Genomic DNA, 21,254 nt, shown 5'->3' on the forward strand with positions numbered 1-21,254 from the left:
CCATCGTACTTTTCGGTAACCGTGGTGTGCGCGGTGCGAGCGCAGAATTTCATGTACCGGACGGTGGCGAAAGCCGTGATCATCCTCTGGAACGGGCCAGAAGCCCGCCAGAGGTCAGCGGTAGTCGTCCTCGTCGGTTCGGACCACGTGCGCCTGTTCGAGTTGATCGGCCACGTTCGCGGCCCGGTCCGGGTCCACTTCCGTCAGGGGGTCGTCGCGGTCCGGCGTGAGGTCGGCGTGCTGTTCGGCGGCGTCCACCTCGGGGGCCTCGACGTCGAGCTCCGCCGTCTCGCTCTCCGGGTCGTCGGTCGTGTCGGGCTCGGTGGGGTCATAGGCCATGGTGGGCTCCCTTCCTACGAACGTCCCTGGAAGCAGCACACACGGGTGCCCTGGGTACGAGCCTAGGAGAGAGCGGAACCGGACGCCATACGCCGCATCGCGCGCGTACGGCGCACGCTGTGACGGCGAACACACGAGCCTCGGCGTGATCACCTCGTAACATTGCCGCATGTCTTCGACCGAGTCGCCGTCCGTGACGGCCGCAAGCGTGCTTCCGAAGGTGGCTCCCGTACGGGTCGGTGAGGGCGAGCGGCTGCGGTCCGTGGGGCTGCCCGGTGTCACCCTGTCGATCCGTTCCCGTCCTCCCGCGCGCGCGGACCTGCCGCCCGCGCTGTACGTCCACGGGCTCGGCGGTTCCTCGCAGAACTGGTCGCAGCTGATGGCCGAGCTGGACGGTGCCGTCGACAGCGAGGCGCTCGACCTCCCCGGCTTCGGCGACTCCCCGCCCCCGGACGACGGCGACTACTCCGTCACGGGGCACGCGCGCGCGGTGATCCGCTATCTCGACGCGGCCGGCCGCGGCCCGGTCCACCTCGTCGGCAACTCGCTGGGCGGTGCCGTCACCACGCGCGTGGCCGCCGTACGCCCCGACCTCGTCCGTACGCTCACGCTCGTCTCGCCCGCCCTGCCCGAGCTGCGCGTCCAGCGCACGGCGGTGCCGACCGCGCTGCTCGGCGTGCCCGGCATCGCCGCGATGTTCACCCGGATGACCAAGGAGTGGTCGGCCGAACAGCGGGTGCGCGGGGTCATGGCGCTCTGTTACGGCGATCCCTCGCAGGTGTCGCCCGAGGCGTTCCGGGACGCCGTCGAGGAGCTGGAGCGGCGGCTGCAACTGCCGTACTTCTGGGACGCGATGGCCCGTTCCGCGCGCGGGATCGTCGACGCCTACACCCTCGGCGGGCAGCACGGGCTGTGGCGCCAGGCCGAGCGTGTGCTCGCGCCGACCCTGCTGGTCTACGGCGGCCGTGACCAGCTGGTCGGCTTCCGCATGGCCGCCAAGGCCGCCCGCTCCTTCCGCGACTCCCGCCTGCTGTCCCTGCCGGACGCCGGGCACGTGGCGATGATGGAGTACCCGGGGGTGGTGGCCACGGCGTTCCGGGAACTCCTGGCCGACACCGACGGCGACGGCGGGGATGCCGGCGGCGCCTCGGGGACGGCCGCCACGCGCGCGTCCGCCGGGGACGACGTCACCGTCCACGGCGCGGGGAGCTGAGGCCGGCGTGGGACGCCACAGCCGCCGCGGACCGGCCCCCAAGGCCGGTGCCGCGGACGTGACCGCGAGGCGCACGGAGAACTCGGAGAACGCCGGGACGGCGGAGCGGGCCGAGCAGCGGCTCACGCCCGGGCGCGGGGCGCCGCGACTGCCGGACGGCACGCCGGCGCAGGGAGTGCCGCGGTTTCCCGGCGGCACGCCGGCTCAAGGGGTGCCCCGGCTGCCCGACGGTACGCCCGCCCGCGGCGTGCCGGGATTCGGCGGGGGTGCGCCGGCGCGCGGTGGGCCGCGTCTTCCCGACGGGACGCCCGCGCGGGGCGTTCCCCGGCTGCCCGAGGGCACCCCTGCCCACGGCGTGCCCGGTTTCCGGGAGGGGGCTCCCGCGCGCGGGGGACATCCCGAACAGCGGGAACGGGGCGGCGGTTGGGGCGAGTTCGCGGGGCGGGCCGGTGCCGGCGTCGGTCCCGGTCCCGGCAGCGTACTTCCGCGGCAGCGGCGGGCGGGGCAGGAGGGCGGGCCCCGGCAGGAGTACCTGGACGCCTTCCGTGACGCCGGAGCCGGCGGTGCGGACCTGGAGGAGGTCGACGTCTTCGCGCCCCGCGCGCGTGGGCCGCGCGCCACCGACGAGCCGCCGGCGGACGCGGCGACCGCCGTGGAGGCCGAGGCCCATGACGGCGGCGCACACCCCGTCGCGCTGCCCGCGCAGCGCTCCGGGGGCAAGGGGCGGGCCTTCACCGGGGTCGCGGCGGCCGCCGTCACCACGGTGCTCGCGGTGATCGTCGCCGGGCAGGTGGCCGAGGGGCGGCCGGACGACGGCGCCACGCAGTCGCGGTCGGCCGCCGACCAGGATCAGGACGCCCACGCCCCGGGCGGGGCGGCGCCCTCCCCCTCGGCGAGCGCGGTGGCGCTGACGTACGAGGAGGCGATGGGCCGGACGTACCCGCTCAGTGCCACGCTGAAGGCCTCGGGGACGTTCGACGCCGTACCCGGGTTCGACAAGGCGCCGGGCACCGGGCACAAGTACACCTACCGCGTCGACGTCGAGCAGGGGCTCGGGCTGGACGGCAACCTGTTCGCCGAAGCCGTGCAGAAGACCCTGAACGACAGCCGCAGTTGGGCCCACGGCGGCGCCCGCACCTTCGAGCGGATCTCCTCCGGCAAGCCCGACTTCGTGATCACGCTGGCCAGCCCCGGCACGACCGCCGCCTGGTGCGCCAAGTCCGGGCTGGACACCACGGAGGACAACGTCTCCTGCGACTCGGCATCCACCGAACGAGTGATGATCAATGCATACAGGTGGGCGCAGGGCAGCACGACATACGGGGATAAAATTCACCCCTATCGACAGATGTTGATCAATCACGAAGTCGGTCACCGGCTCGGCTATGGCCATGTGACGTGCCAGAAGAACGGCGAACTCGCTCCCGTCATGCAGCAGCAGACCAAGTTCCTGGATCATGACGGAATCCACTGTCTGCCCAATCCCTGGCCCTATCCCGGGAGTTGACGGGCGCTTCTCATGTCACATTGACATGAGTCGCAAGTTCGTTCATATTTCTGCGCATGTGGTCCCGTCACACCGTTCATGAGAGCGCCGCCATCGAGCTGGCGCTCTTCGGTGTGACCGCACTCTGCGTGGCCGACATCCACTGTCGCTGACGCCGCCTCCCCGGCGTACGCGTCGCGACTGCTTCTCCCTCTTCCGTCCGTGACCCTGTCGCGGGCTTTTCGACGACCCGACGCCGGGGCCGACGTCTGCGCGCAGCCGTCTCACTCCTCGTCCACATGTCTCACTCTTCGAGAAACCCTCGATCAGAGCCCGATCAGTTCCCCGAGAGGTCGTCATTCCGATGCGTCAACCGTCCGTCATAGCGCGCCGCGTGGCAGCGGCATCCGTCAGCCTGGTCGTGGCAGCGGGCGCCGCCGCCTGCGGCCCGAAGGACAGCGATGCCAAGGGCTCCGGTGGCGACTCCACGCCCCACAAGGGCGGCACGCTCACGGTCCTGAACTCCCAGCCGCAGACCGACTTCGACCCCGCCCGCCTCTACACCTCCGGCGGCGGCAACGTCCCCTCCCTGGTCTTCCGCACGCTCACCACCCGCAACCGCGCGAACGGCCAGGCCGGTGCCAAGGTCGTCCCCGACCTCGCCACCGACACCGGGCGCCCCAGCAAGGACGCGACGGTGTGGACGTACACGCTGAAGACGGGCCTGAAGTACGAGGACGGCACGCCGATCACCTCGGCCGACATCAAGTACGGCATCGAGCGCTCCTTCGCCCCCGAGCTGTCCGGCGGCGCCCCCTACCTGCGGGACTGGCTGGTCGGCGCGGCCGACTACCAGGGGCCGTACAAGGACAAGAAGGGGCTCTCCGCGATCGAGACGCCCGACGCGCGGACCATCGTCTTCCATCTGGCCAAGCCCGAGGGCGAGTTCCCGTTCCTCGCCACGCAGACGCAGTTCGCGCCGGTGCCGAAGGGCAAGGACACCGGCACCAAGTACGAGGAGCACCCGGTCTCGTCCGGCCCGTACAAGGTCGTCAAGAACGAGAACGACGGCGAGCACGTCCTCCTCGAACGCAACACGTACTGGTCGACGGCCGTCGACGACCAGCGCAAGGCCTACCCGGACACCATCGACGTCCGCTCCGGCCTCGACTCCTCGGTGATCAACCAGCGGCTGTCCGCGTCCCAAGGGGCGGACACGGCCGCGGTCACCACGGACACCAACCTCGGCCCGGCCGAACTGGCCCGGGTCAGCGGCGACAAGGACCTCGCCGCGCGCGTGGGCACCGGCCACTTCGGCTACACGAACTACATCGCGTTCAACCCGACCGTGAAGCCGTTCGACAACCCCAAGGTGCGCCAGGCGATCGCGTACGCCGTCGACCGCTCCTCGGTCGTCAACGCGGCCGGCGGCAGCGCCCTGGCCGAGTCCGCGACCACCTTCCTGCCCGACCAGAAGTCCTTCGGCTACACGCCGTACGACCCGTTCCCGGCGGGCGCGTCCGGCAACCCGGCCAAGGCCAGGGAACTGCTCGCGCAGGCCGGTTACAAGAGCGGCCTCACCATCACGCTGACCCACTCCAACGCGAAGGACTTCGAGACCAGCCCGGAGATCGCGACCGCGATCCAGGACGCGCTCAAGAAGGCCGGCATCACGGTCAAGCTGCAGGGCCGGGAGGACAACGACTACCGGGACACGATCCACAGCGTGAAGACCGAGCCCGGCTTCTTCCTCGCCCACTGGGGTGCCGACTGGCCCTCCGGAGGTCCCTTCCTCGCCCCGATCTTCGACGGCCGGCAGATCGTCAAGGACGGCGCGAACTTCAACACGGGCCTGCTCAATGACACGTCGGTCAATGACGAGATTGACGCGATCAACAAGTTGACCGACCTTGACGCGGCCGCCAAGCGATGGGGTGCACTGGACCAGAAGATCGGCGAGCAGGCCCTCGTCGTGCCGCTGTTCCACCCGGTCTACAAGCGCCTGTACGGCAAGGACGTCAAGAACATCGTCATCAGCGACTGGACCGGCGTCCTCGACATCTCCCAGGTCGCGGTGAAGTAGCGCCGTGAGCGAGGCACTTGTCGCCGCCGAGGCCGTCGGGACGGACATGTCCGTCCCGACGGCCTCGGGGGCCCGTCAGTTCTGGCGGCGGCTGCGAGCGCAGCGCGCCGCCCTGGTCGCGGCGGCCGTCGTCGCGCTGCTCGTCCTGGTCGCGCTCGCCGCGCCGCTGCTCACCGCCCTGGAGGGCCAGGACCCCACCACGTACCACCCGTCCCTGATCGACTCCGCGCGCGGAGGCGTGCCCATCGGCTCCTTCGGCGGCATCAGCGCCGACCACTGGCTGGGCGTCGAACCGCAGACCGGACGCGACATGTTCGCCCGGCTCGTCTACGGGGCGCAGGTGTCCCTCGGCGTCGCGCTGGCCGCCACGGTGCTCCAGGTCGTCCTCGGCGTCGCCATGGGGGTGGCCTCCGGCCTCGGCAACCGCTGGGTCGACCTGGTCCTGAGCCGGATCACCGACATCTTCGTATCGATGCCGCTGATGATCATGGCGCTCGCGCTGCTCGCCATCGTCCCGAACGGCTTCCCGCGGCCCGTCCTCGTCGCGCTGGTCATCTCCCTGGTCTCCGGCTGGAGCACCACGGCGAAGATGGTGCGTGCCCAGACCCTCACCCTGAAGAACCTCGACTACGTCGCCGCGTCCCGGCTCAGCGGCTGGAGCACCCGGCGCACGGCCGTGCGCGAACTCCTCCCGGGGCTCGCCGCGCCCGTCATCACGTACGCCGCGCTGCTGATCCCGCTGAACATCGGCGCCGAGGCGGCCCTGTCCTTCCTCGGTGTCGGCGTGAAGCCGCCGACGCCGTCCTGGGGACAGATGCTCACCTCCGCCGACGTCTGGTACCAGGCCGCGCCGCAGTACCTGCTGCTGCCCGCCGCCGCCCTGTTCGTGACCGTGGTCGCGCTGACCGCCCTCGGCGACGGCGTGCGCGTCGCCCTCGACCCGCGTGCGGCCTCGCGCCTGAGCATCGGCACCGGCCGCAAGCGGGAGGCCCGCGCGGACAAGGCCGTACCGGCGCCGGACACGGCGAACGCGGCCGCCGCGCAGAAGGAGGACCGGGCATGAACGGCCTCACCGGATTCGTCCTGCGCCGCGTCATCGGCGCCGTGGTCACCCTGTTCGCGCTCTCGGTGATCATCTACGTCGTCTTCTACGTCACCCCCGGCAACGTCGCCCAGATCACCTGCGGCCCGCGCTGCTCCCCGGAGCAGGTCCACCAGGTGGCCCAGCAACTGCGCCTCGACGACCCGCTGTACGTGCGCTACTGGCACTTCCTCCAGGGCATCCTCGCGGGCCAGGACTTCTCGACCGGCACGGGCGTGGAGCACTGCGCGGCGCCCTGCCTCGGGGAGTCGTACCAGAACGACCAGCAGGTCACCGACATCATCCTGACCAGGCTGCCGGTCAGCTTCTCGCTGGTGCTCGGCGCGATGGTGATCTGGCTGCTGCTCGGCGTCGGCACCGGCGTGCTCTCCGCCTGGCGGCGCGGCCGGCTCAGCGAGCGCGTCCTGACCGCGCTCACGCTGGCGGGCACGGCCACGCCCGTGTTCGTCATCGGCCTGGTGCTGATGGTCGTCGTCTGCGGCCAGCTCCAGCTGCTGCCCTTCCCGGAGTACGTGAACTTCACCGACGACCCGGAGCAGTGGGCGTGGAACCTGGTGCTGCCCTGGCTCTCCCTCGCCCTCATCGAGGCGGCGGGATTCGCCCGGCTGACCCGGGCGGCGATGCTGGAGACGCTGGCCGAGGACCACATCCGCACGTTTCGTGCGTACGGCGTCGGCGAGCGGTCGGTGATCGCCCGGCACGCGCTGCGCGGCGCGACCGCGTCCGTCATCGCGCTCAACGCGGTGACGTTCGGCTCGGCCGTCGGCGGCGCCGTCCTCACCGAGACCCTGTTCGGCCTGCCCGGCATCGGCCAGGAACTGGTGCACGCGGTGAAGGTCGTGGACCTGCCGGTGGTCGTCGGCATGGTCCTGGTCGTCGGTTTCTTCGTGGTGCTCGCCAATGCCGTCGCGGACGTCCTGTACGCGGTGGCCGACCGACGGGTGGTGCTCGCATGAGCCTGGTGGAAGTGACGGACCTGACCGTCGAGTTCGGCTCGCTGCGGGCCGTGGACGGGCTCTCCTTCAGCCTGGCGAAGGGCGCCGCGCTGGCCCTCGTCGGCGAGTCCGGCTCCGGCAAGTCCACGGTCGCGGGCGCCCTGCTGGGCCTGCACCGGGGCACCGGGGCGCGGGTCGCGGGGTCGGTCCGCGTGGCCGGCACGGACGTACAGGAGGCCACGGACGAGGAGTTGCGGCGGCTGCGCGGGGCGAAGGCCGCCATGGTCTTCCAGGACCCGCTGTCCTCGCTCGACCCGTACTACGCCATCGGCGACCAGATCGCCGAGGTTTACCGCGTGCACACGCGCGTGTCGCGACGCGCCGCACGCGCGCGTGCCGTCGAGGTGCTGGAGCGGGTGGGAATTCCGGACGCGGCACGCCGGTCCCGGTCCCGTCCGCACGAGTTCAGCGGCGGCATGCGCCAGCGCGCCCTGATCGCCATGGCCCTCGCCTGCGAGCCGGACCTGCTGATCGCCGACGAGCCGACCACGGCCCTCGACGTCACCGTCCAGGCCCAGATCCTCGACCTGCTGCACACGCTGCGCGAGGAGACCGGCATGGGCCTGCTGCTCGTCACGCACGACGTGGGCGTCGCCGCCGAGAGCGTGGACGACATCCTCGTCATGCGCCGCGGCCGGGCCGTCGAGCACGGTCCCGTCGGCACCGTCCTCGCGGCGCCCGCCCAGGCGTACACGCGCGAACTGCTCGACGCCGTCCCGCGCGTGGGCGCGCGCCGCACCGGCTCCGAGGCCACCGACGAGGTCGTGCTGGAGGCCACCGGGCTGCGGCGCGAGTTCGGGCGTGGCAAGCGGGCACAGGCGGCCGTGGACGACGTCTCGGTCACGGTGCGCCGCGGCGAGACCCTCGGCGTGGTCGGCGAGAGCGGCAGCGGCAAGACGACGCTCGGCCGGATGCTGGTCGGGCTGCTGGAGCCGACCGCCGGCGCGATCCGCTACGAGGGCCGCCCGCACACCACGGTGAACCCGGCCGTCCAGATGGTCTTCCAGGATCCGGTCTCCTCGCTCAACCCCCGCCGCAGCGTGGGCGAGTCCATCGCCGACCCGCTCCGCGCGCGTGGCGTGGGGGTCCCCCCGTTCGAGCGAAGCCGAGAGCGGGGGAGGGATGAGGAGCGCATCCGGGGGCGCGTGGCGGAACTGCTGGAGCGCGTGGGGCTCGAAAGGGCGCACTACGACCGCTACCCGCACGAGTTCAGCGGCGGCCAGCGTCAGCGCATCGGCATCGCCCGGGCGCTCGCCGCCGACCCGCGCGTCATCGTCTGCGACGAGCCCGTCTCCGCGCTCGACGTGACCACGCAGGCCCAGGTGGTCGAGCTGCTCGGCGCGTTGCAGCGGGAACTCGGCCTCGCGCTGGTCTTCATCGCGCACGACCTCGCCGTCGTACGGCAGGTCAGCGACCGGGTCGCGGTCATGCGCCGCGGCAGGGTCGTCGAGTACGGGCCCGCCGACGAGGTGTACGACAACCCGCGCGAGCCGTACACCCGGCAGCTCCTGGCGGCCGTACCCGCGCTCGACCCGGAACTGGCGGCCCAGCGGCGCGCGGCCCGCCGCGAACCGGCCGTGGCGTAACGTTTTGTGCACGGGTGATGACGCACTGAGTCCTTAGCGCGACAGAACGCTACCCGCACGCGAAAGTTACGACCGTTCACCCCTTTTGGTGGCGCGATGGACAACCGTCCGTCGCGCCACCGCCTTGTCCGCTTACGTTCGTCCCGCTGCGAGCCGCCGGGACAACGGCGGCTCCCGAGACGGGAGATCGGGGGTGCACACGTGCGCATCGGACTGGTTACGGAGGGTGGCTATCCGTATGTGAGCGGTGACGCCGGACTCTGGTGCGACCGGCTCGTACGCGGGCTCGAACAGCACGAGTTCGACCTCTACGCGCTCAGCCGCAGCCGGCAGCAGGAGGACGAGGGCTGGGTCCCGCTCCCGCCGCAGGTGAGCCGGGTGCGTACGGCGCCGCTGTGGACGGCCGACGACGGGGCCACCCACGGGCGGCGCGCGCGTCGGCGCTTCGCCGAGTGCTACGGGGAACTGGTCGGCGCCGTGTGCGCCGGAGCCGCCCCGGGACCCGACGGCCCGTCCGGGGCCGGGTCCGGTGAATCCGCGGACACGTCCGCCGATCTGGCGGACCGTTTCGGCAGCGCGCTGTACGGGCTCGCCGAACTCGCCCGCGAGGAGGGCGGCCTGGTCGGGGCCCTGCGCTCCGACACCGCCGTACGCGCCCTGGAACGCGCCTGCCGCGCCCCCGGCGCCCTGCGCACGGCGCGCGAGGCGCGCGTTCCCGATCTGCTCACCGTCACCGCGCACCTCGAACGCGCCCTGCGCCCCCTCACCCTCGACTGGTACGGCGACGACGGTCTCGGCGCGGCCGACCTCTGCCACGCCACCGCCGGCGGCCCCGCCGCCCTGCCCGGCCTGCTCGCCCGGCACTTCTGCGGCGTACCGCTGCTCGTCACGGAGTACGGCGTGCAGCTCCGCTCGCACTACCTCGGCCTCGGCCCCGACGCCGCCGCCCCCGCCGTACGCGCGCTCCTCGGCGCCTTCCACGGCCGGCTCGCCGCCGAGGTCTACCGGCGCGCCGAGATCCTCACCCCCGGCAACGCCCACGCCCGCCGCTGGCAGGAACGGTGCGGCGCCGACCGGGCCAGGATCCGCACGGTCCACCCCGGCATGGACGCCACCCGCTTCGCGGAGGTCGGCGAGGCCGCCGACCGCGCCGATCCGGACACCCTGGTCTGGGTCGGGCGCGTCGAACCGGCCAAGGACCTGATCTCGCTGCTGCACGCCTTCGCCGAGGTCCGCAAGGAGGAGCCCAAGGCGCGGCTCAGGATCGTCGGGGCGCCCTGCGGGCCCGAGGGCGCGGCCTACCTCGGGCACTGCCGGGCGCTCGCCGCCCAGCTCTTCCCGGACGAGGCCGAGGGCGCGCACGCCGTCGGCGACAACCCGGTCTCCTTCGAGGAGATCGGCGGTCCCGAGGCCCCGACCCTGCCCGACGCGTACGCCGCCGGCGCGGTCGTCGTGCTGTCCAGCGTGGTCGAGGGCTTCCCCATCAGCCTCGTGGAGGCCATGCTCTGCGCCCGGGCCACGGTGTCCACGGACGTCGGCGCGGTGGTCGAGGTCATCGGCGGCACGGGGCTCGTCGTGCCCCCGCGCAATCCGCGGGCGCTCGCCGAAGCGTGCGTGGCACTGCTGCACGACCCCGAACGCCGTGTGCGCCTCGGCGCCGCCGCGCGCGCCCGCGCGCTCGAACTGTTCACCGTCGAGCAGAACATCGCGGCATTTCGCGGCATTTACCTGCAGATCGTTTCGCACTGCCCGGTGCGCCGGGTCGTCCTCGACGCGTCCGGCGAGCCACTGCCGTTCGCCGCCCCCGCCGAGTCCCACGTCCCCGGCCGCTGGACCGGCCCCACCGCCCGCGTCCTGCCCCGGACCACCCCCGGCTGGGCCACGACCGCGCCGGTACGCGCGACACCACTGGCGGCTGCGGAGGGGGCGGGATGGGCGTGATCGACCTACAGGACGACGGCTACGGCTACGGCGGCGGGGGCGGGCCGAGTGGCGAGGGGCCGAGCGGCACGGACCTGCCCGGCATGCCGAGCGGCGCGGAACCATGGGACTCGGGGGCGGGGGAGTGGCCCGGGAGCGCGAGGACGTCACCGGAGGAGCCGCCGGCCTCCACGCGCGTGCCCACGACGTCGGAGCCCACGCGTGCGCCCGTGCCCCCCGTGCCCGTGCCCGCGTCCTCCGCGAGCGCATCCGCCGCCTCGACGGTGCGCCCGGCGCCCCGGCGCGGCGCCGCCGACCCGGTGAAGGCCCTGCTGCACCGGCACCGTGAGCTGTGCGAGCGGGCCGTGGACCCGCTGGAGATCGCCGCCGGGCTGGAGGCACACGGCATCACCGACCGGACCGCCGCCCGCTTCCGGCACCGAGACGTCTTCTCGCTGGCCGAGGAACTGTACGCACGCGTGCCGCGCAGCAGCGGCGAGGCGGCACCCGGAGCCGCACCCCTGCCCGTACCCCGCGTCCGCGCCGACTGGGTGCTGCTCACCCTGCTTCCGGGCGCCCTGGGCGCGGCCACCACGGCCGGACTGCGCCTCACCCACGGGCACCCGCGTCTCCTCGTCGCCGTCGCCGGGCTCCTCGCCCTCTGCCTCGCCGCGCGCGCCGTACTGCGCCGCGGCCCGCTCGCGGGGCCGCCCGGCACACGCGCGTGGCACACGACGAGCGCCACGCGCGCGTGGACCGTCTGGCTGCTCGGGTACGTCCTCTTCGGCGACGGGCTGCTGGGCGCCGTCCTGACCGGCGGCCCCGACACCCTCCCGGCCGGCGCCCCGGACGCCCCCTGGCCCACGGCCGTGGCACCCGCCCTGGCCCTCACGCTGGCGTGCGCCCCGGCGGCCTGGTGCGCCCACCTGCTCGGCGCGGGCGCCCGCCGCAGGCTGGCCGGCAGCCGGGGCCTGGAGGACTTCACGGCCACCGCCCGGCCCCTGCTGTTCGGCACGTTCACGCTCTTCCTCGGCGTGCTCACCGCGCTGCTCCTGCTGTGCGGCACGGTCCTGCGCCAGCCCGCGGCCTACGCGCAGGCCCTCACCCTGGGCGCCCTGCTGCTGCTCGCCCGCCTGCTCGCCGTACACCGTCACCGACGCGCCCCGGCCCTCGCGCTGGGCGTCGCCGCCGCGGCCGAGGCAGCGGCCCTCGCCCTGCCGCTGGCCGGCCGGCTGCCCGGCTGCGCCGTCCTGGCGGCCCCGGTCCGGGCCCTCGTGAACGCCTGCGGCCCGGCCGCCGTCCCGGCCCTCGCCTGCGGCGCCGCGGCCCTGGCCCTGCTGTTCCACGCCGGCCGCACCCTCACACGGGCCTCGGCCCACGCGCCCACGGGGGCTCCCGAGTGAGCCCCCGACTGCACCTTCCGCCACGGCCCACCGCCGCGGGCACCCGCGCCACCCCTTCGAAGGAGAAGACCAGATGACCACCTCCCGACCCGGAGCGTCCGGAGCGTCCGGGGCCCCCGGAACCGCCGGAGCGCCCGCGGCGACCGGTGCCATCGCCACGGCCGGTACCACCGGCGCGCACACCCCGGGAGGCGCCCGATGAGGGTCCTGCTGATCGGAGCCAACGGCTACATCGGCCGCTTCGTCGCCGACCGCCTGCTCGCCGACCCGGCCGTCCAGCTCACCGCGCTCGGCCGCGGCGACGACGCCGACGTCCGCTTCGACCTCGCCACCGGCAGCCCGGGCGCGCTCACCCGCTTCCTCGACGCGGTCCACCCCGGTGTCGTCGTCAACTGCGCCGGCGCCACCCGCGGCGGCGCCCGCGAACTCACCCGGCACAACACCGTCGCCGTCGCCACCGTCTGCGAGGCCCTGCGGCGCAGCGGGTGCGGCGCCCGGCTGGTGCAGATCGGCTGCGGCTCGGAGTACGGCCCCAGCCAGCCCGGCTCCTCCACGGCCGAGGACGCCGTACCCCGCCCCGGCGGCCCGTACGGCGTCAGCAAGCTCGCCGCGACCGAACTGGTCCTCGGCTCGGGCCTGGACGCCGTCGTACTGCGCGTCTTCTCCCCGGCCGGCCCCGGCACCCCGGCCGGCTCCCCGCTGGGCCGGCTCGCCGAGGCCATGCGCCGCGCCATGCAGTCCGGAGACGGCGAGCTCAAACTCGGCGGGCTCGGCGTCCAGCGCGACTTCGTCGACGTCCGCGACGTCGCGCGCGCCGTGCACGCCGCCTCGCTCTCCGCCGCGCAGGGCGTCATCAACATCGGCTCCGGGCGCGCCATCCGCCTCCGCGACGCCGCCGGGGTCCTCGCCCGGGTCGCGGGGTACGGCGGTGCGCTGCACGAACTCGACGCCCCGCCCGGCCCGTTGCGCGGTCCCATCGGCCATCCCCGTGCCGACTCCGACCACGCGGCTCCGGTCGCCTACCCGTACCCGGACGGCTGCGGCAGCTGGCAGCAGGCCGACGTGCGCACCGCGCGGGACCGGCTCGGCTGGCGCCCCCGCATCAATCTCGAAGAATCCCTGGCCGACATCTGGATGGAGGCGGCATGCCGCATCTGACCACGACCGCGGCGGGCGCCGCGAGCACCGGCGTGCGCACCGCCCTCGGCGTGCCGGGGTACGCCCATCCGCTGGTCGCTCCCGCCCAGTGGGCCGAGCTCGCCCGGCCGGGCATCCCGCTGGACTGGGTGGTCCTCAACGTCTCCGCGGGGCCGGGTACCCGCCCCGACCCGCACTGCCTGGAAGCCGCGGGCCGGCTCCGGGGCGCCGGGGTCCGCGTCCTCGGCCATCTGGACCTCACCTACGGCACCCGTTCGTTCGCCGACCTGCTCGGCGACGCGCACCGCCACCTCGACTGGTACCGCGTCGACGGCTTCCTGCTCGACCGCTGCCCCAGCGAGCGCGCGGCGCTCCCCGAGGTCCGACGGGCGGTCACCACGCTGCGGGCGATCAGTGACACCGCCCACATCGTCCTCGGTCACCGCCGCCACCCGTACCCCGGCTACGCGGAGAACGCCGACCAGTTGGTGACCTTCTCCGGCCCCTGGTCCGACTACCGCTGGTCGCAGGCCGCCGAGTGGACCGCCGACTATCCGCCGGACCGCTTCTGCCACTTCGTGCACAGCGTCCCCCTGGGCCACCTGGACGAGGCGCTGCGCATCGCCCGCTGGCAGGGGGCCGCGACGATCTACTTCACCGACCGCACGGACCGCGGCGGCCGCACCGATCCGTGGGAGGCGATGCCCGGCTACTGGGACGACATCGTCTCGCGTATCGGAACAGGTGTCTCGGAATGAAAAAGGCCGTGGCAGTGTTACGGGGAGAACAACCGTACTGTTTGACCGACCAACGGAGTCCCCGTGTCGTTGCCACCCCTGGTTGAGCCAGCCGCTGAGCTCACCGTAGACGAGGTCCGCCGGTACTCCCGCCACCTGATCATCCCCGACGTGGGCATGGACGGGCAGAAGCGGCTGAAGAACGCCAAGGTGCTGTGTGTCGGCGCCGGCGGCCTGGGCTCGCCCGCGCTGATGTACCTGGCCGCCGCGGGTGTGGGCACCTTGGGCATCGTGGAGTTCGACGAGGTCGACGAGTCGAACCTGCAGCGCCAGATCATCCACAGCCAGTCCGACATCGGCCGCTCCAAGGCCGAGTCCGCCCGTGACAGCGTCAAGGGCATCAACCCGTACGTGAACGTGATCCTTCACGAAGAGCGGCTCGAAGCCGAGAACGTGATGGACATCTTCAGCCAGTACGACCTGATCGTCGACGGCACGGACAACTTCGCGACCCGCTACCTCGTCAACGACGCGTGCGTACTGCTGAACAAGCCGTACGTGTGGGGCTCGATCTACCGCTTCGACGGTCAGGCCTCCGTCTTCTGGTCCGAGCACGGCCCCTGCTACCGCTGCCTCTACCCGGAGCCCCCGCCCCCCGGCATGGTCCCCTCCTGCGCCGAGGGCGGCGTCCTGGGCGTGCTGTGCGCGTCCATCGGCTCCATCCAGGTCAACGAGGCCATCAAGCTCCTCGCGGGCATCGGCGAGCCCCTGGTCGGCCGCCTGATGATCTACGACGCCCTGGAGATGACGTACCGTCAGGTCAAGGTCCGCAAGGACCCGAACTGCGCGGTCTGCGGCGAGAACCCGACCGTCACCGAGCTCATCGACTACGAGGCCTTCTGCGGTGTCGTGTCCGAGGAGGCCCAGGAGGCGGCCGCCGGCTCGACGATCACTCCGAAGCAGCTCAAGGAGTGGATCGACGACGGCGAGAACATCGAGATCATCGACGTCCGCGAGCCGAACGAGTACGAGATCGTCTCCATCCCGGGCGCCAAGCTGATCCCCAAGAACGAGTTCCTCATGGGCGCCGCCCTGCAGGATCTCCCGCAGGACAAGAAGATCGTCCTGCACTGCAAGACGGGTGTCCGCAGTGCGGAAGTCCTCGCCGTGCTGAAGTCCGCGGGCTTCGCCGACGCCGTCCACGTGGGCGGCGGCGTCATCGGCTGGGTCAACCAGATCGAACCGAACAAGCCGGTCTACTGACCGACAGCCCCGCTGACCGGTGGGACGGACGAAGCCCACGGCTCTGACCAGCTCGGATGCCGTGGGCTTCCGTCGTTGCCGGTCGGCGTCGGCCATCGTCCCGGCCGGCTCGGGCCCGTCGGTTCCCGGCCCTGTCGCGTGACGTCGGCCGGGGAACCACACTGGTCGGTGGGGCGCTCGCCTGGAGGCGCTTGCCCGCGACGGAAGGACGGACCCATGCCCACGGACACGCTTCCCGGCCCGCTGCGCATCCTGGTCTTCGGCGCGGCTCTGCGGGGCGATTCGACCAACGCCCGCCTCGCCTCCCTCGTGGCCCGGCTCCTCTCCGACACCGGTGCCGCCGTCGACCTCGCCGCCATGCACGACTTCGACATGCCCCTGTACGACGGCGACACGGAGGCCGGTGAGGGGCTGCCGCACGGCGCCCTCGCCCTGCGCGACCGGCTCGAACAGAGCGACGCCTTCGTCATCTCCTCGCCGGAGTACAACGCGTCCGTGCCGGGAGTGCTGAAGAACGCGATCGACTGGGTCTCGCGTGTCCGGCCGCAGCCGTTCAAGACCAAGCACGCGCTGCTCGTCTCCGCCTCGCCGTCGCTGGTCGGCGGCAACCGCGGGCTGTGGGCCCTGAGGGTTCCGCTGGAGCACCTGGGCACCCGCGTCTACCCGGACATGTTCAGCCTGGCCAACAGCTACCAGGCCTTCGCCGAAGACGGAACGCTGGCCGACCCGGGGCTGCAACAACGCCTCACCGAGACGGTGTCGGGTTTCCTCAGCCTCGTCGAAGCGGACGTGCGCTACGTCTGCCTCGAACGCCGTTGGTACGAGTTCCTGGGAGACCGCACCGAGGCGGCCATCACCCAGCGGGCCGAGAAGTGACGGAGCAGCCGGAAACGTCAGGAGCAGACCGCCCCGGCCTTCGGCACCGTCCCGTTCAGCAGGTAGTCGTTCACCTTGCTCTGCACACACTTGTCCTTGCTGTCGTACGCACCGTGCCCCTGGCCCTTGTACGTCAGCTCGACGGCGACGCCACTGCCGAGCGCCTCGGCCATCTTCCTGGCGCCCTCGTACGGGGTGGCCGGGTCGCCGGTGTTGCCGACGACGAGGATGGGCGCCGACCCGTGCGCGCTGACGTCGGGATGGTCGGCGGCGCCGGGCACGGCCCAGTCGGTGCAGCTGATCATGCCCCAGGCCAGGAAGTCCCCGAACAGCGGGGAGGCGGCGCGGAATTCGGGCAGCCTCTGCTGGACGAAGTCCGCGCTGTACCGCGGCTTCTCGTCGGCGCAGTTGATCGCGGTGTTGGCCGCGGTGATGTTGCTGTACTCGCCGTTCTCACTGCGGCCGTTCATCGAGTCGGACAGCAGCATGAGGATCCTGCCGTCCCCCTCGTAGGCCGCCTCCAGGCCCTCGGTCAGGTACTCCCAGAAGTCCTTGGAGTACAGGGACTGTGCGATGCCGTTCGTCGCGGCGGTCTGGGTGAGCCGGCGCGGCGGGTCGCCGGAGATCGGGTTCTTCTCCAGGTCGTTGAGGAGCTTCGCGATGCGGTTCTTCACGTCCTCCGGGGTGTCGCCGATCGGGCACTGCGTGGACTTCGACGTGCAGTCCTCGGCGAAGTTGTCGAGCGCGAGCTGGAAGCCCTCGGCCTGTCCTAGCGCGCTCTGTTCGGGGTTCTGCGTGGGGTCGACGACGCCGTCGAAGACGGCCCGGCCGACGTTCCTGGGGAACAAGTGGGCGTACACGCCGCCGAGTTCGGTGCCGTAGGAGATGCCGAAGTAGTGCAGCTTGTCGTCGCCGAGGACCTGGCGCATCAGGTCCATGTCGCGGGCCGCGTCGGTGGTCGCCACGTGCGGCAGGACCTTCCTGGAGTTCTTCTCGCATTCCGCGTTGAACTGCTTGGTGCGGTTCACCAACTGGGCGCGCTCGGCGCTGTTGTCGGGCGTCGAGTCCTGCTGGAAGAACACGTCCAGCTGGGCGTTGCTCTCGCACTTCACCGGCGCGCTGCGGCCGACCCCGCGCGGGTCGAAGCTCACCAGGTCGTAGCGGGTGCGCAGGACGTCGTAGTCCGAGCCGAACGCGGGCAGCGTGCTGACCCCGCTGCCGCCGGGGCCGCCGAAGTTGAACACGAGCGAGCCGATCCGCTTGCTCTCCGGGCCGCTCGCCCTGGCGCGGATCAGGGCGATGCTGATCGTGTCGCCCTTCGGCTTGCCCCAGTCCAGGGGCGCCCGCATGGTGGCGCACTGCCATGTGGCGCCGCTCGGCAGTGGGGACGGGGCGCTGCCGCCGCCCTCGGCCTCGGACGGAGCCGGGCAGTCCTTCCAGTGCAGCTTCTGCGCCGTGAGATCCCCGTCCTCGGCGCCGTCGCCGCATCCTGCCAGCGATGCGGCCAGCAACACGGCGGTGGTGGTCAGGGCGGCGCAGCGCAGCCGGGAGGGGTTCGCCATGTACCCATCCTGGGGGCGGGTACGCCCATGCGCGCGGGACGCGGGCCGTACGAGGTACCCGCACCCCGCTCTCTTACAAGGATCCCTTGCGGCTCAGGTGGTTGAACGCCAGCCAGCCCGGCAGCACCGGCAGCCACAGCGTCAGCAGGCGGTACAGCAGGACCGCCGGGGCGGCGACCTCCTTGGGCAGTCCGACGGCGATCAGACCGACCGTGAGGGTCGCCTCCACGGCGCCCACGCCGCCCGGGGTGGGCGCGGCGGAACCGAGCGCGTTGCCGGCGAGGAAGACCACGGCGACGCTGGCGATGCTGAGCGAGGCCGTACTGCCGCCGAACGCCCGGATGGAGGCGTCCAGGCACATCACGAAGCAGAACGTCAGCAGCAGGATGCCGCCGATGCCGGTGATCAGCTTCTGCGGCCGCTGGAGCACGTCGAGCATGCGGGGCACGACGCCCGCGAACAGCGACCTCACGCGCGTGACGACGAATTTCCGCAGGAACGGCACCGACGTCACCACCAGTACCAGCACCGCCACCGTCAGCAGCCCCGCGATGACCGTGCGGGACGGCGACAGGGACGGCGTCTTCTCGGTGCCGGTGAGATAGCCGAAGGACAGCAGCATCAGGATGTGGGCGCCGAGCCCGGCCAGCTGCGACGCGCCCACGCTCGCCACCGCGAGCCCCGGCCGGATCCCCGCGCGCTGGAGATAGCGCGTGTTGAGGGCCACACCGCCGACCGCCGCCGGTGCCACGATCTTCACGAAGGAGCCGGCCACCTGGGCCGCCACGGCTCGCAGGAAGGGCACACGCTCCGGCACGAACCCGAGCAACTGCATCGCCGCCGCGACGTAACTGAGCGCCGCGAACAGCACGGCCGCCGCGACCCAGCCCCACTGGGCGCCCGCGACGAGCGGCCCGAACTCGATGTGTGTGAGCTGCGTCAGCAGGAAGTACGCGCCGATGGCGCCCGCGATGAAACTGATCAGGGTGCGCGGCCGCACCCGCTCCAGCCGGGCCGGCTCCACCGGTGCCTGCGGCCTGATCCGCAGCACCTCGTGACGGATCTGCGTGAGCAGATCCTCTTCACGCGCTTCTTCGAGCGCCTCGTCGATGGCCCGCTTCTCGGCCCGCGCCTGCGCGCGTGCGGCCTTCTTGTCGGCCTTTTCGAGGGCCTTGGTGCCGTCTTCCCCGGCTTCCTCCGGCCGGGCCTGCCTGGTCTGCCGGGATGCCTCCAGCACGGCGTCGCGCTCGCGCTGGGCGCGCTCCCGGGCCAGTTTGCGCAGCGTCGCGCGCGTGGAGCGCGTCAGGGCGATCGGCTGGAGCAGGGGCAGGCAGTCGGCGACCGCGTCCGGGCCGAGCACCCCGACCGCCGAGGCCACCGCCCGCTCGGCGCCGGCCCGCAGAGCGAGGGTGGTGACCAGCTGGGCCACGTCCATGCGCAGGAGCAGTTCGCCGGCCGCGATCTCGCCGCCGCGCAGTTCGGTGAGGATCACCGTGCCGGAACGATCCACCAGAACCGCGTCACCTGCGAGCCTGCGGTGCGCGATGCGCCGGGACTGCAGCGCCTGCACCTGGTGCCAGGTGTGGCGCAGCAGGTCGTCGGTGATCTCCGCGTCGGTCAGCGAGTCGAGTGTGCGCCCGCCGGTGTGCTCGTAGACGAGCATGACGGCGTCGGGGCCGAGTTCGGAGGTGGCGATCAGCTTGGGCGCGTTGGCGCCGGCCGCGATCGCCGCGTACGCCAGCAGGGCCTCCTGCTCCAGCGCCTGCCGCAGTGACTGGAGGCTGGAACGGGTGGCGAAACCGCGCAGGGTCAGATTGCGCCACACCCGGTAGAAGAAGCCCTGGGCCTGCTGTTCCCGGTCGACGACCGTGACGTCCAGCGGCGGGCCGTCCTCCAGGGTGACGAAGTAGCGCCGGCCGCGGTCGCCGTTCTCGCTCTCCACGGCCTCCTCGCGGGCCGCGGCGACGGGGTGGAAGCCGACGTGCCTCAGGCCCGCCATCAGGGTCTGGCCGGTGGGGCGGACGTTGGGGGAGCCGACCGCGTAGAGCGTGCCGTAGGCGACGGTCCAGCCGATCAGCACCGTCAGGATGATCGAGAACGGTGTCGTGTAGCCGGTGACCAGCATCGAGAACGCGTCGAGCAGCAGGACGATCCACAGCACCGAGCGCCATCGGGGTCTGCGGGACATGCCGACGGCCGTCATGTAGGCGATGACGGGTGCCAGATAGCCGTGCACGGGGTCGGTCAGGACGTGCAGATCGCCCGGCGAGGGCTGGGTGAGCGCCTCCTGGATCGAGTTCGGGGCGCCTCTCGCGACCCACAGGTCGGTCGCGAGGGTCACTCCGTGGGCGAGGACGGCGGCGAGGACGCCGTCGGCGATGCGCAGTCCGTCGCGTTTGATCAGCCGCTCGATCGCGAAGGCGACCGGGACCAGCAGGATCGCGATGCTGGACGCCAGCCCCGCGAACCTGATCAGCAGGTCGGGAGCCTGCCCGGTGCCCTTGTTGATGTCCTGTTCGAGGCCCGAGGTGGTGCCGTGCGCGAACGCGGCGATCGCGAGCAGCACCGCGATGGCCAGCACGCCGACCAGCAGCCGCATGAGGTCGGACGGGCGGTGCACGCGCGCGGGGAGCAGCGGTTCGTCACCCTCCACCTCGTCGGCGTGCTGTTCGCCGTCGGCGCCCGGACCGTGGTCGGGGGGCGTGTTCTCCAGGACGTGCGCCCCCTCGCTGTCGTGATGGTCGTCTCCGCGCGCCTGCGTGCCGTCGCCCTTTCGGGCCGCGGCGTCCTTCCCACGCGCACGCGTGGCGTCGTCCGTGCGTGGACCGGTGTCTTCCTGGTGTGTGCCGTCGCTCTTGCCCGCGCCGGCGGCGCCTGGGCGCGCGGCGGCGTCAGGGGTGCCCGCCCCGCCTTCGGGGTGCACGCCCTGCTGTTTCATGGTCTCTTCTTGGTCTCGTATCACCGGTCACCGCCCGCACGATGGTGGCATGCCCCACCGACCCGCGGGGGCATCAGGGTGCGGATGCGCGGGCGCACAGTCTGCCCGAAGCGCCGTCCAGGGGCGAGAGGGCCGTTCCCGCCGTCCGCGCCGCGCTGTCGGTGCAGTGCGGCAGGATGGGGCGAATGAGCGAGCAGAGCCCTGCCGAGGACACCCGCGAGGGGTACGCGGACGCACTGCCGGAGTACGCCGAGCGGGTCCTTGAGGTCGCCGAGCGGATCCCGCCGGGCCGCGTGATGACGTACGGCGATGTCGCCGAGTGGCTCGAGGAGGGAGGACCGCGCCAGGTCGGCCGGGTGATGTCCCTCTACGGAGGCGCGGTGCCGTGGTGGCGCGTCGTCCGTGCCGACGGCGTGCTGCTGCCGGGACACGAGCTGCGTGCCCTCGGCCACTACCGCGCGGAGGGCACGCCGCTGAGAGAGGCGGGCAGAAGCACCGAGGGGCATCTGCCGCGGCTCGACATGCGGCGGGCCCGGTGGGACGGCGGGGCGGACGCTGAGGGTCACACCTGACAGCTTCCGCCATCGGACGCCCCAGGGGAGAGCCTGTGGCCC

Annotated in this window: 17 protein-coding genes; 14 read left to right on the forward strand and 3 right to left on the reverse strand. The window is 72.6% G+C overall.

Annotated elements, in window-relative coordinates:
* Positions 1 to 114: 114 nt before the first annotated feature.
* Positions 115 to 339, reverse strand: a complete 225-nt coding sequence (locus ACFC8N_RS18830; protein WP_356029056.1) for a hypothetical protein — start codon at positions 337 to 339, stop codon at positions 115 to 117.
* Between the two features lie 169 nt (positions 340 to 508).
* Here ACFC8N_RS18830 and ACFC8N_RS18835 point away from each other — a divergent pair, with 169 nt between their 5' ends.
* The 13 genes from ACFC8N_RS18835 to ACFC8N_RS18895 all read left to right on the forward strand — a co-directional run bounded on the left by ACFC8N_RS18835 (position 509) and on the right by ACFC8N_RS18895 (position 16,140).
* Positions 509 to 1,552, forward strand: a complete 1,044-nt coding sequence (locus tag ACFC8N_RS18835; protein WP_376288832.1) for an alpha/beta fold hydrolase — start codon at positions 509 to 511, stop codon at positions 1,550 to 1,552.
* 7 nt (positions 1,553 to 1,559) lie between these two features.
* Positions 1,560 to 3,059, forward strand: coding sequence for a DUF3152 domain-containing protein (locus ACFC8N_RS18840; RefSeq protein ID WP_376288833.1), 1,500 nt, complete (start codon positions 1,560 to 1,562; stop codon positions 3,057 to 3,059).
* 56 nt (positions 3,060 to 3,115) lie between these two features.
* Positions 3,116 to 3,211 carry an Ms4533A family Cys-rich leader peptide gene (locus ACFC8N_RS18845; RefSeq protein ID WP_356029050.1) on the forward strand — a complete coding sequence of 32 codons (96 nt, stop codon included), beginning with the start codon at positions 3,116 to 3,118 and terminating at the stop codon, positions 3,209 to 3,211.
* A gap of 191 nt (positions 3,212 to 3,402) precedes the next feature.
* Positions 3,403 to 5,121, forward strand: a complete 1,719-nt coding sequence (locus ACFC8N_RS18850) for an ABC transporter substrate-binding protein (protein ID WP_376288834.1) — start codon at positions 3,403 to 3,405, stop codon at positions 5,119 to 5,121.
* A 4-nt stretch (positions 5,122 to 5,125) separates the two neighbouring features.
* The gene (locus ACFC8N_RS18855) at positions 5,126 to 6,184 is read left to right on the forward strand and encodes an ABC transporter permease (RefSeq protein ID WP_376288835.1); all 1,059 of its coding nucleotides are present in this window, start codon (positions 5,126 to 5,128) and stop codon (positions 6,182 to 6,184) included.
* Positions 6,181 to 7,179, forward strand: a complete 999-nt coding sequence (locus ACFC8N_RS18860) for an ABC transporter permease (RefSeq protein ID WP_356029044.1) — start codon at positions 6,181 to 6,183, stop codon at positions 7,177 to 7,179. Before ACFC8N_RS18855 ends, ACFC8N_RS18860 begins: the two co-directional genes overlap by 4 nt.
* Positions 7,176 to 8,804 (forward strand): dipeptide ABC transporter ATP-binding protein, encoded by a 1,629-nt coding sequence (locus tag ACFC8N_RS18865; RefSeq protein WP_376288836.1) that lies wholly within the window; start codon positions 7,176 to 7,178, stop codon positions 8,802 to 8,804. Before ACFC8N_RS18860 ends, ACFC8N_RS18865 begins: the two co-directional genes overlap by 4 nt.
* Before the next feature lie 240 nt (positions 8,805 to 9,044).
* On the forward strand, positions 9,045 to 10,745 hold the full coding sequence (locus ACFC8N_RS18870) for a glycosyltransferase (RefSeq protein WP_376288924.1): 1,701 nt from the start codon (positions 9,045 to 9,047) through the stop codon (positions 10,743 to 10,745).
* Positions 10,736 to 12,127 (forward strand): hypothetical protein, encoded by a 1,392-nt coding sequence (locus ACFC8N_RS18875; protein ID WP_376288837.1) that lies wholly within the window; start codon positions 10,736 to 10,738, stop codon positions 12,125 to 12,127. Before ACFC8N_RS18870 ends, ACFC8N_RS18875 begins: the two co-directional genes overlap by 10 nt.
* A 198-nt stretch (positions 12,128 to 12,325) precedes the next feature.
* Complete coding sequence (locus tag ACFC8N_RS18880) at positions 12,326 to 13,285, forward strand: NAD-dependent epimerase/dehydratase family protein (protein WP_356029036.1); 960 nt, start codon at positions 12,326 to 12,328, stop codon at positions 13,283 to 13,285.
* On the forward strand, positions 13,273 to 14,022 hold the full coding sequence (locus tag ACFC8N_RS18885) for a spherulation-specific family 4 protein (RefSeq protein WP_376288838.1): 750 nt from the start codon (positions 13,273 to 13,275) through the stop codon (positions 14,020 to 14,022). Before ACFC8N_RS18880 ends, ACFC8N_RS18885 begins: the two co-directional genes overlap by 13 nt.
* Positions 14,023 to 14,085: 63 nt before the next feature.
* On the forward strand, positions 14,086 to 15,264 hold the full coding sequence (moeZ, locus tag ACFC8N_RS18890) for an adenylyltransferase/sulfurtransferase MoeZ (RefSeq protein ID WP_071372914.1): 1,179 nt from the start codon (positions 14,086 to 14,088) through the stop codon (positions 15,262 to 15,264).
* A 216-nt stretch (positions 15,265 to 15,480) separates the two neighbouring features.
* Positions 15,481 to 16,140 carry an NADPH-dependent FMN reductase gene (locus ACFC8N_RS18895; protein ID WP_376288839.1) on the forward strand — a complete coding sequence of 220 codons (660 nt, stop codon included), beginning with the start codon at positions 15,481 to 15,483 and terminating at the stop codon, positions 16,138 to 16,140.
* A gap of 17 nt (positions 16,141 to 16,157) precedes the next feature.
* Here the strand turns inward: ACFC8N_RS18895 and ACFC8N_RS18900 are convergent, their stop codons facing one another.
* Together ACFC8N_RS18900 and ACFC8N_RS18905 are read right to left on the reverse strand one after the other, a co-directional pair.
* The gene (locus tag ACFC8N_RS18900; RefSeq protein ID WP_376288840.1) at positions 16,158 to 17,702 is read right to left on the reverse strand and encodes an alpha/beta hydrolase; all 1,545 of its coding nucleotides are present in this window, start codon (positions 17,700 to 17,702) and stop codon (positions 16,158 to 16,160) included.
* Positions 17,703 to 17,775: 73 nt separating this feature from the next.
* Positions 17,776 to 20,640, reverse strand: a complete 2,865-nt coding sequence (locus ACFC8N_RS18905) for a YbhN family protein (protein WP_376288841.1) — start codon at positions 20,638 to 20,640, stop codon at positions 17,776 to 17,778.
* A gap of 185 nt (positions 20,641 to 20,825) precedes the next feature.
* On the opposite strand from ACFC8N_RS18905, the gene ACFC8N_RS18910 reads away from it, so the two are divergent.
* The gene (locus ACFC8N_RS18910; protein WP_356029025.1) at positions 20,826 to 21,212 is read left to right on the forward strand and encodes an MGMT family protein; all 387 of its coding nucleotides are present in this window, start codon (positions 20,826 to 20,828) and stop codon (positions 21,210 to 21,212) included.
* The last annotated feature ends 42 nt before the right edge of the window (positions 21,213 to 21,254 follow it).

It is taken from the genome of Streptomyces sp. NPDC055966 (assembly GCF_042269865.1).
Taxonomy (GTDB): Bacteria; Actinomycetota; Actinomycetes; order Streptomycetales; family Streptomycetaceae; genus Streptomyces.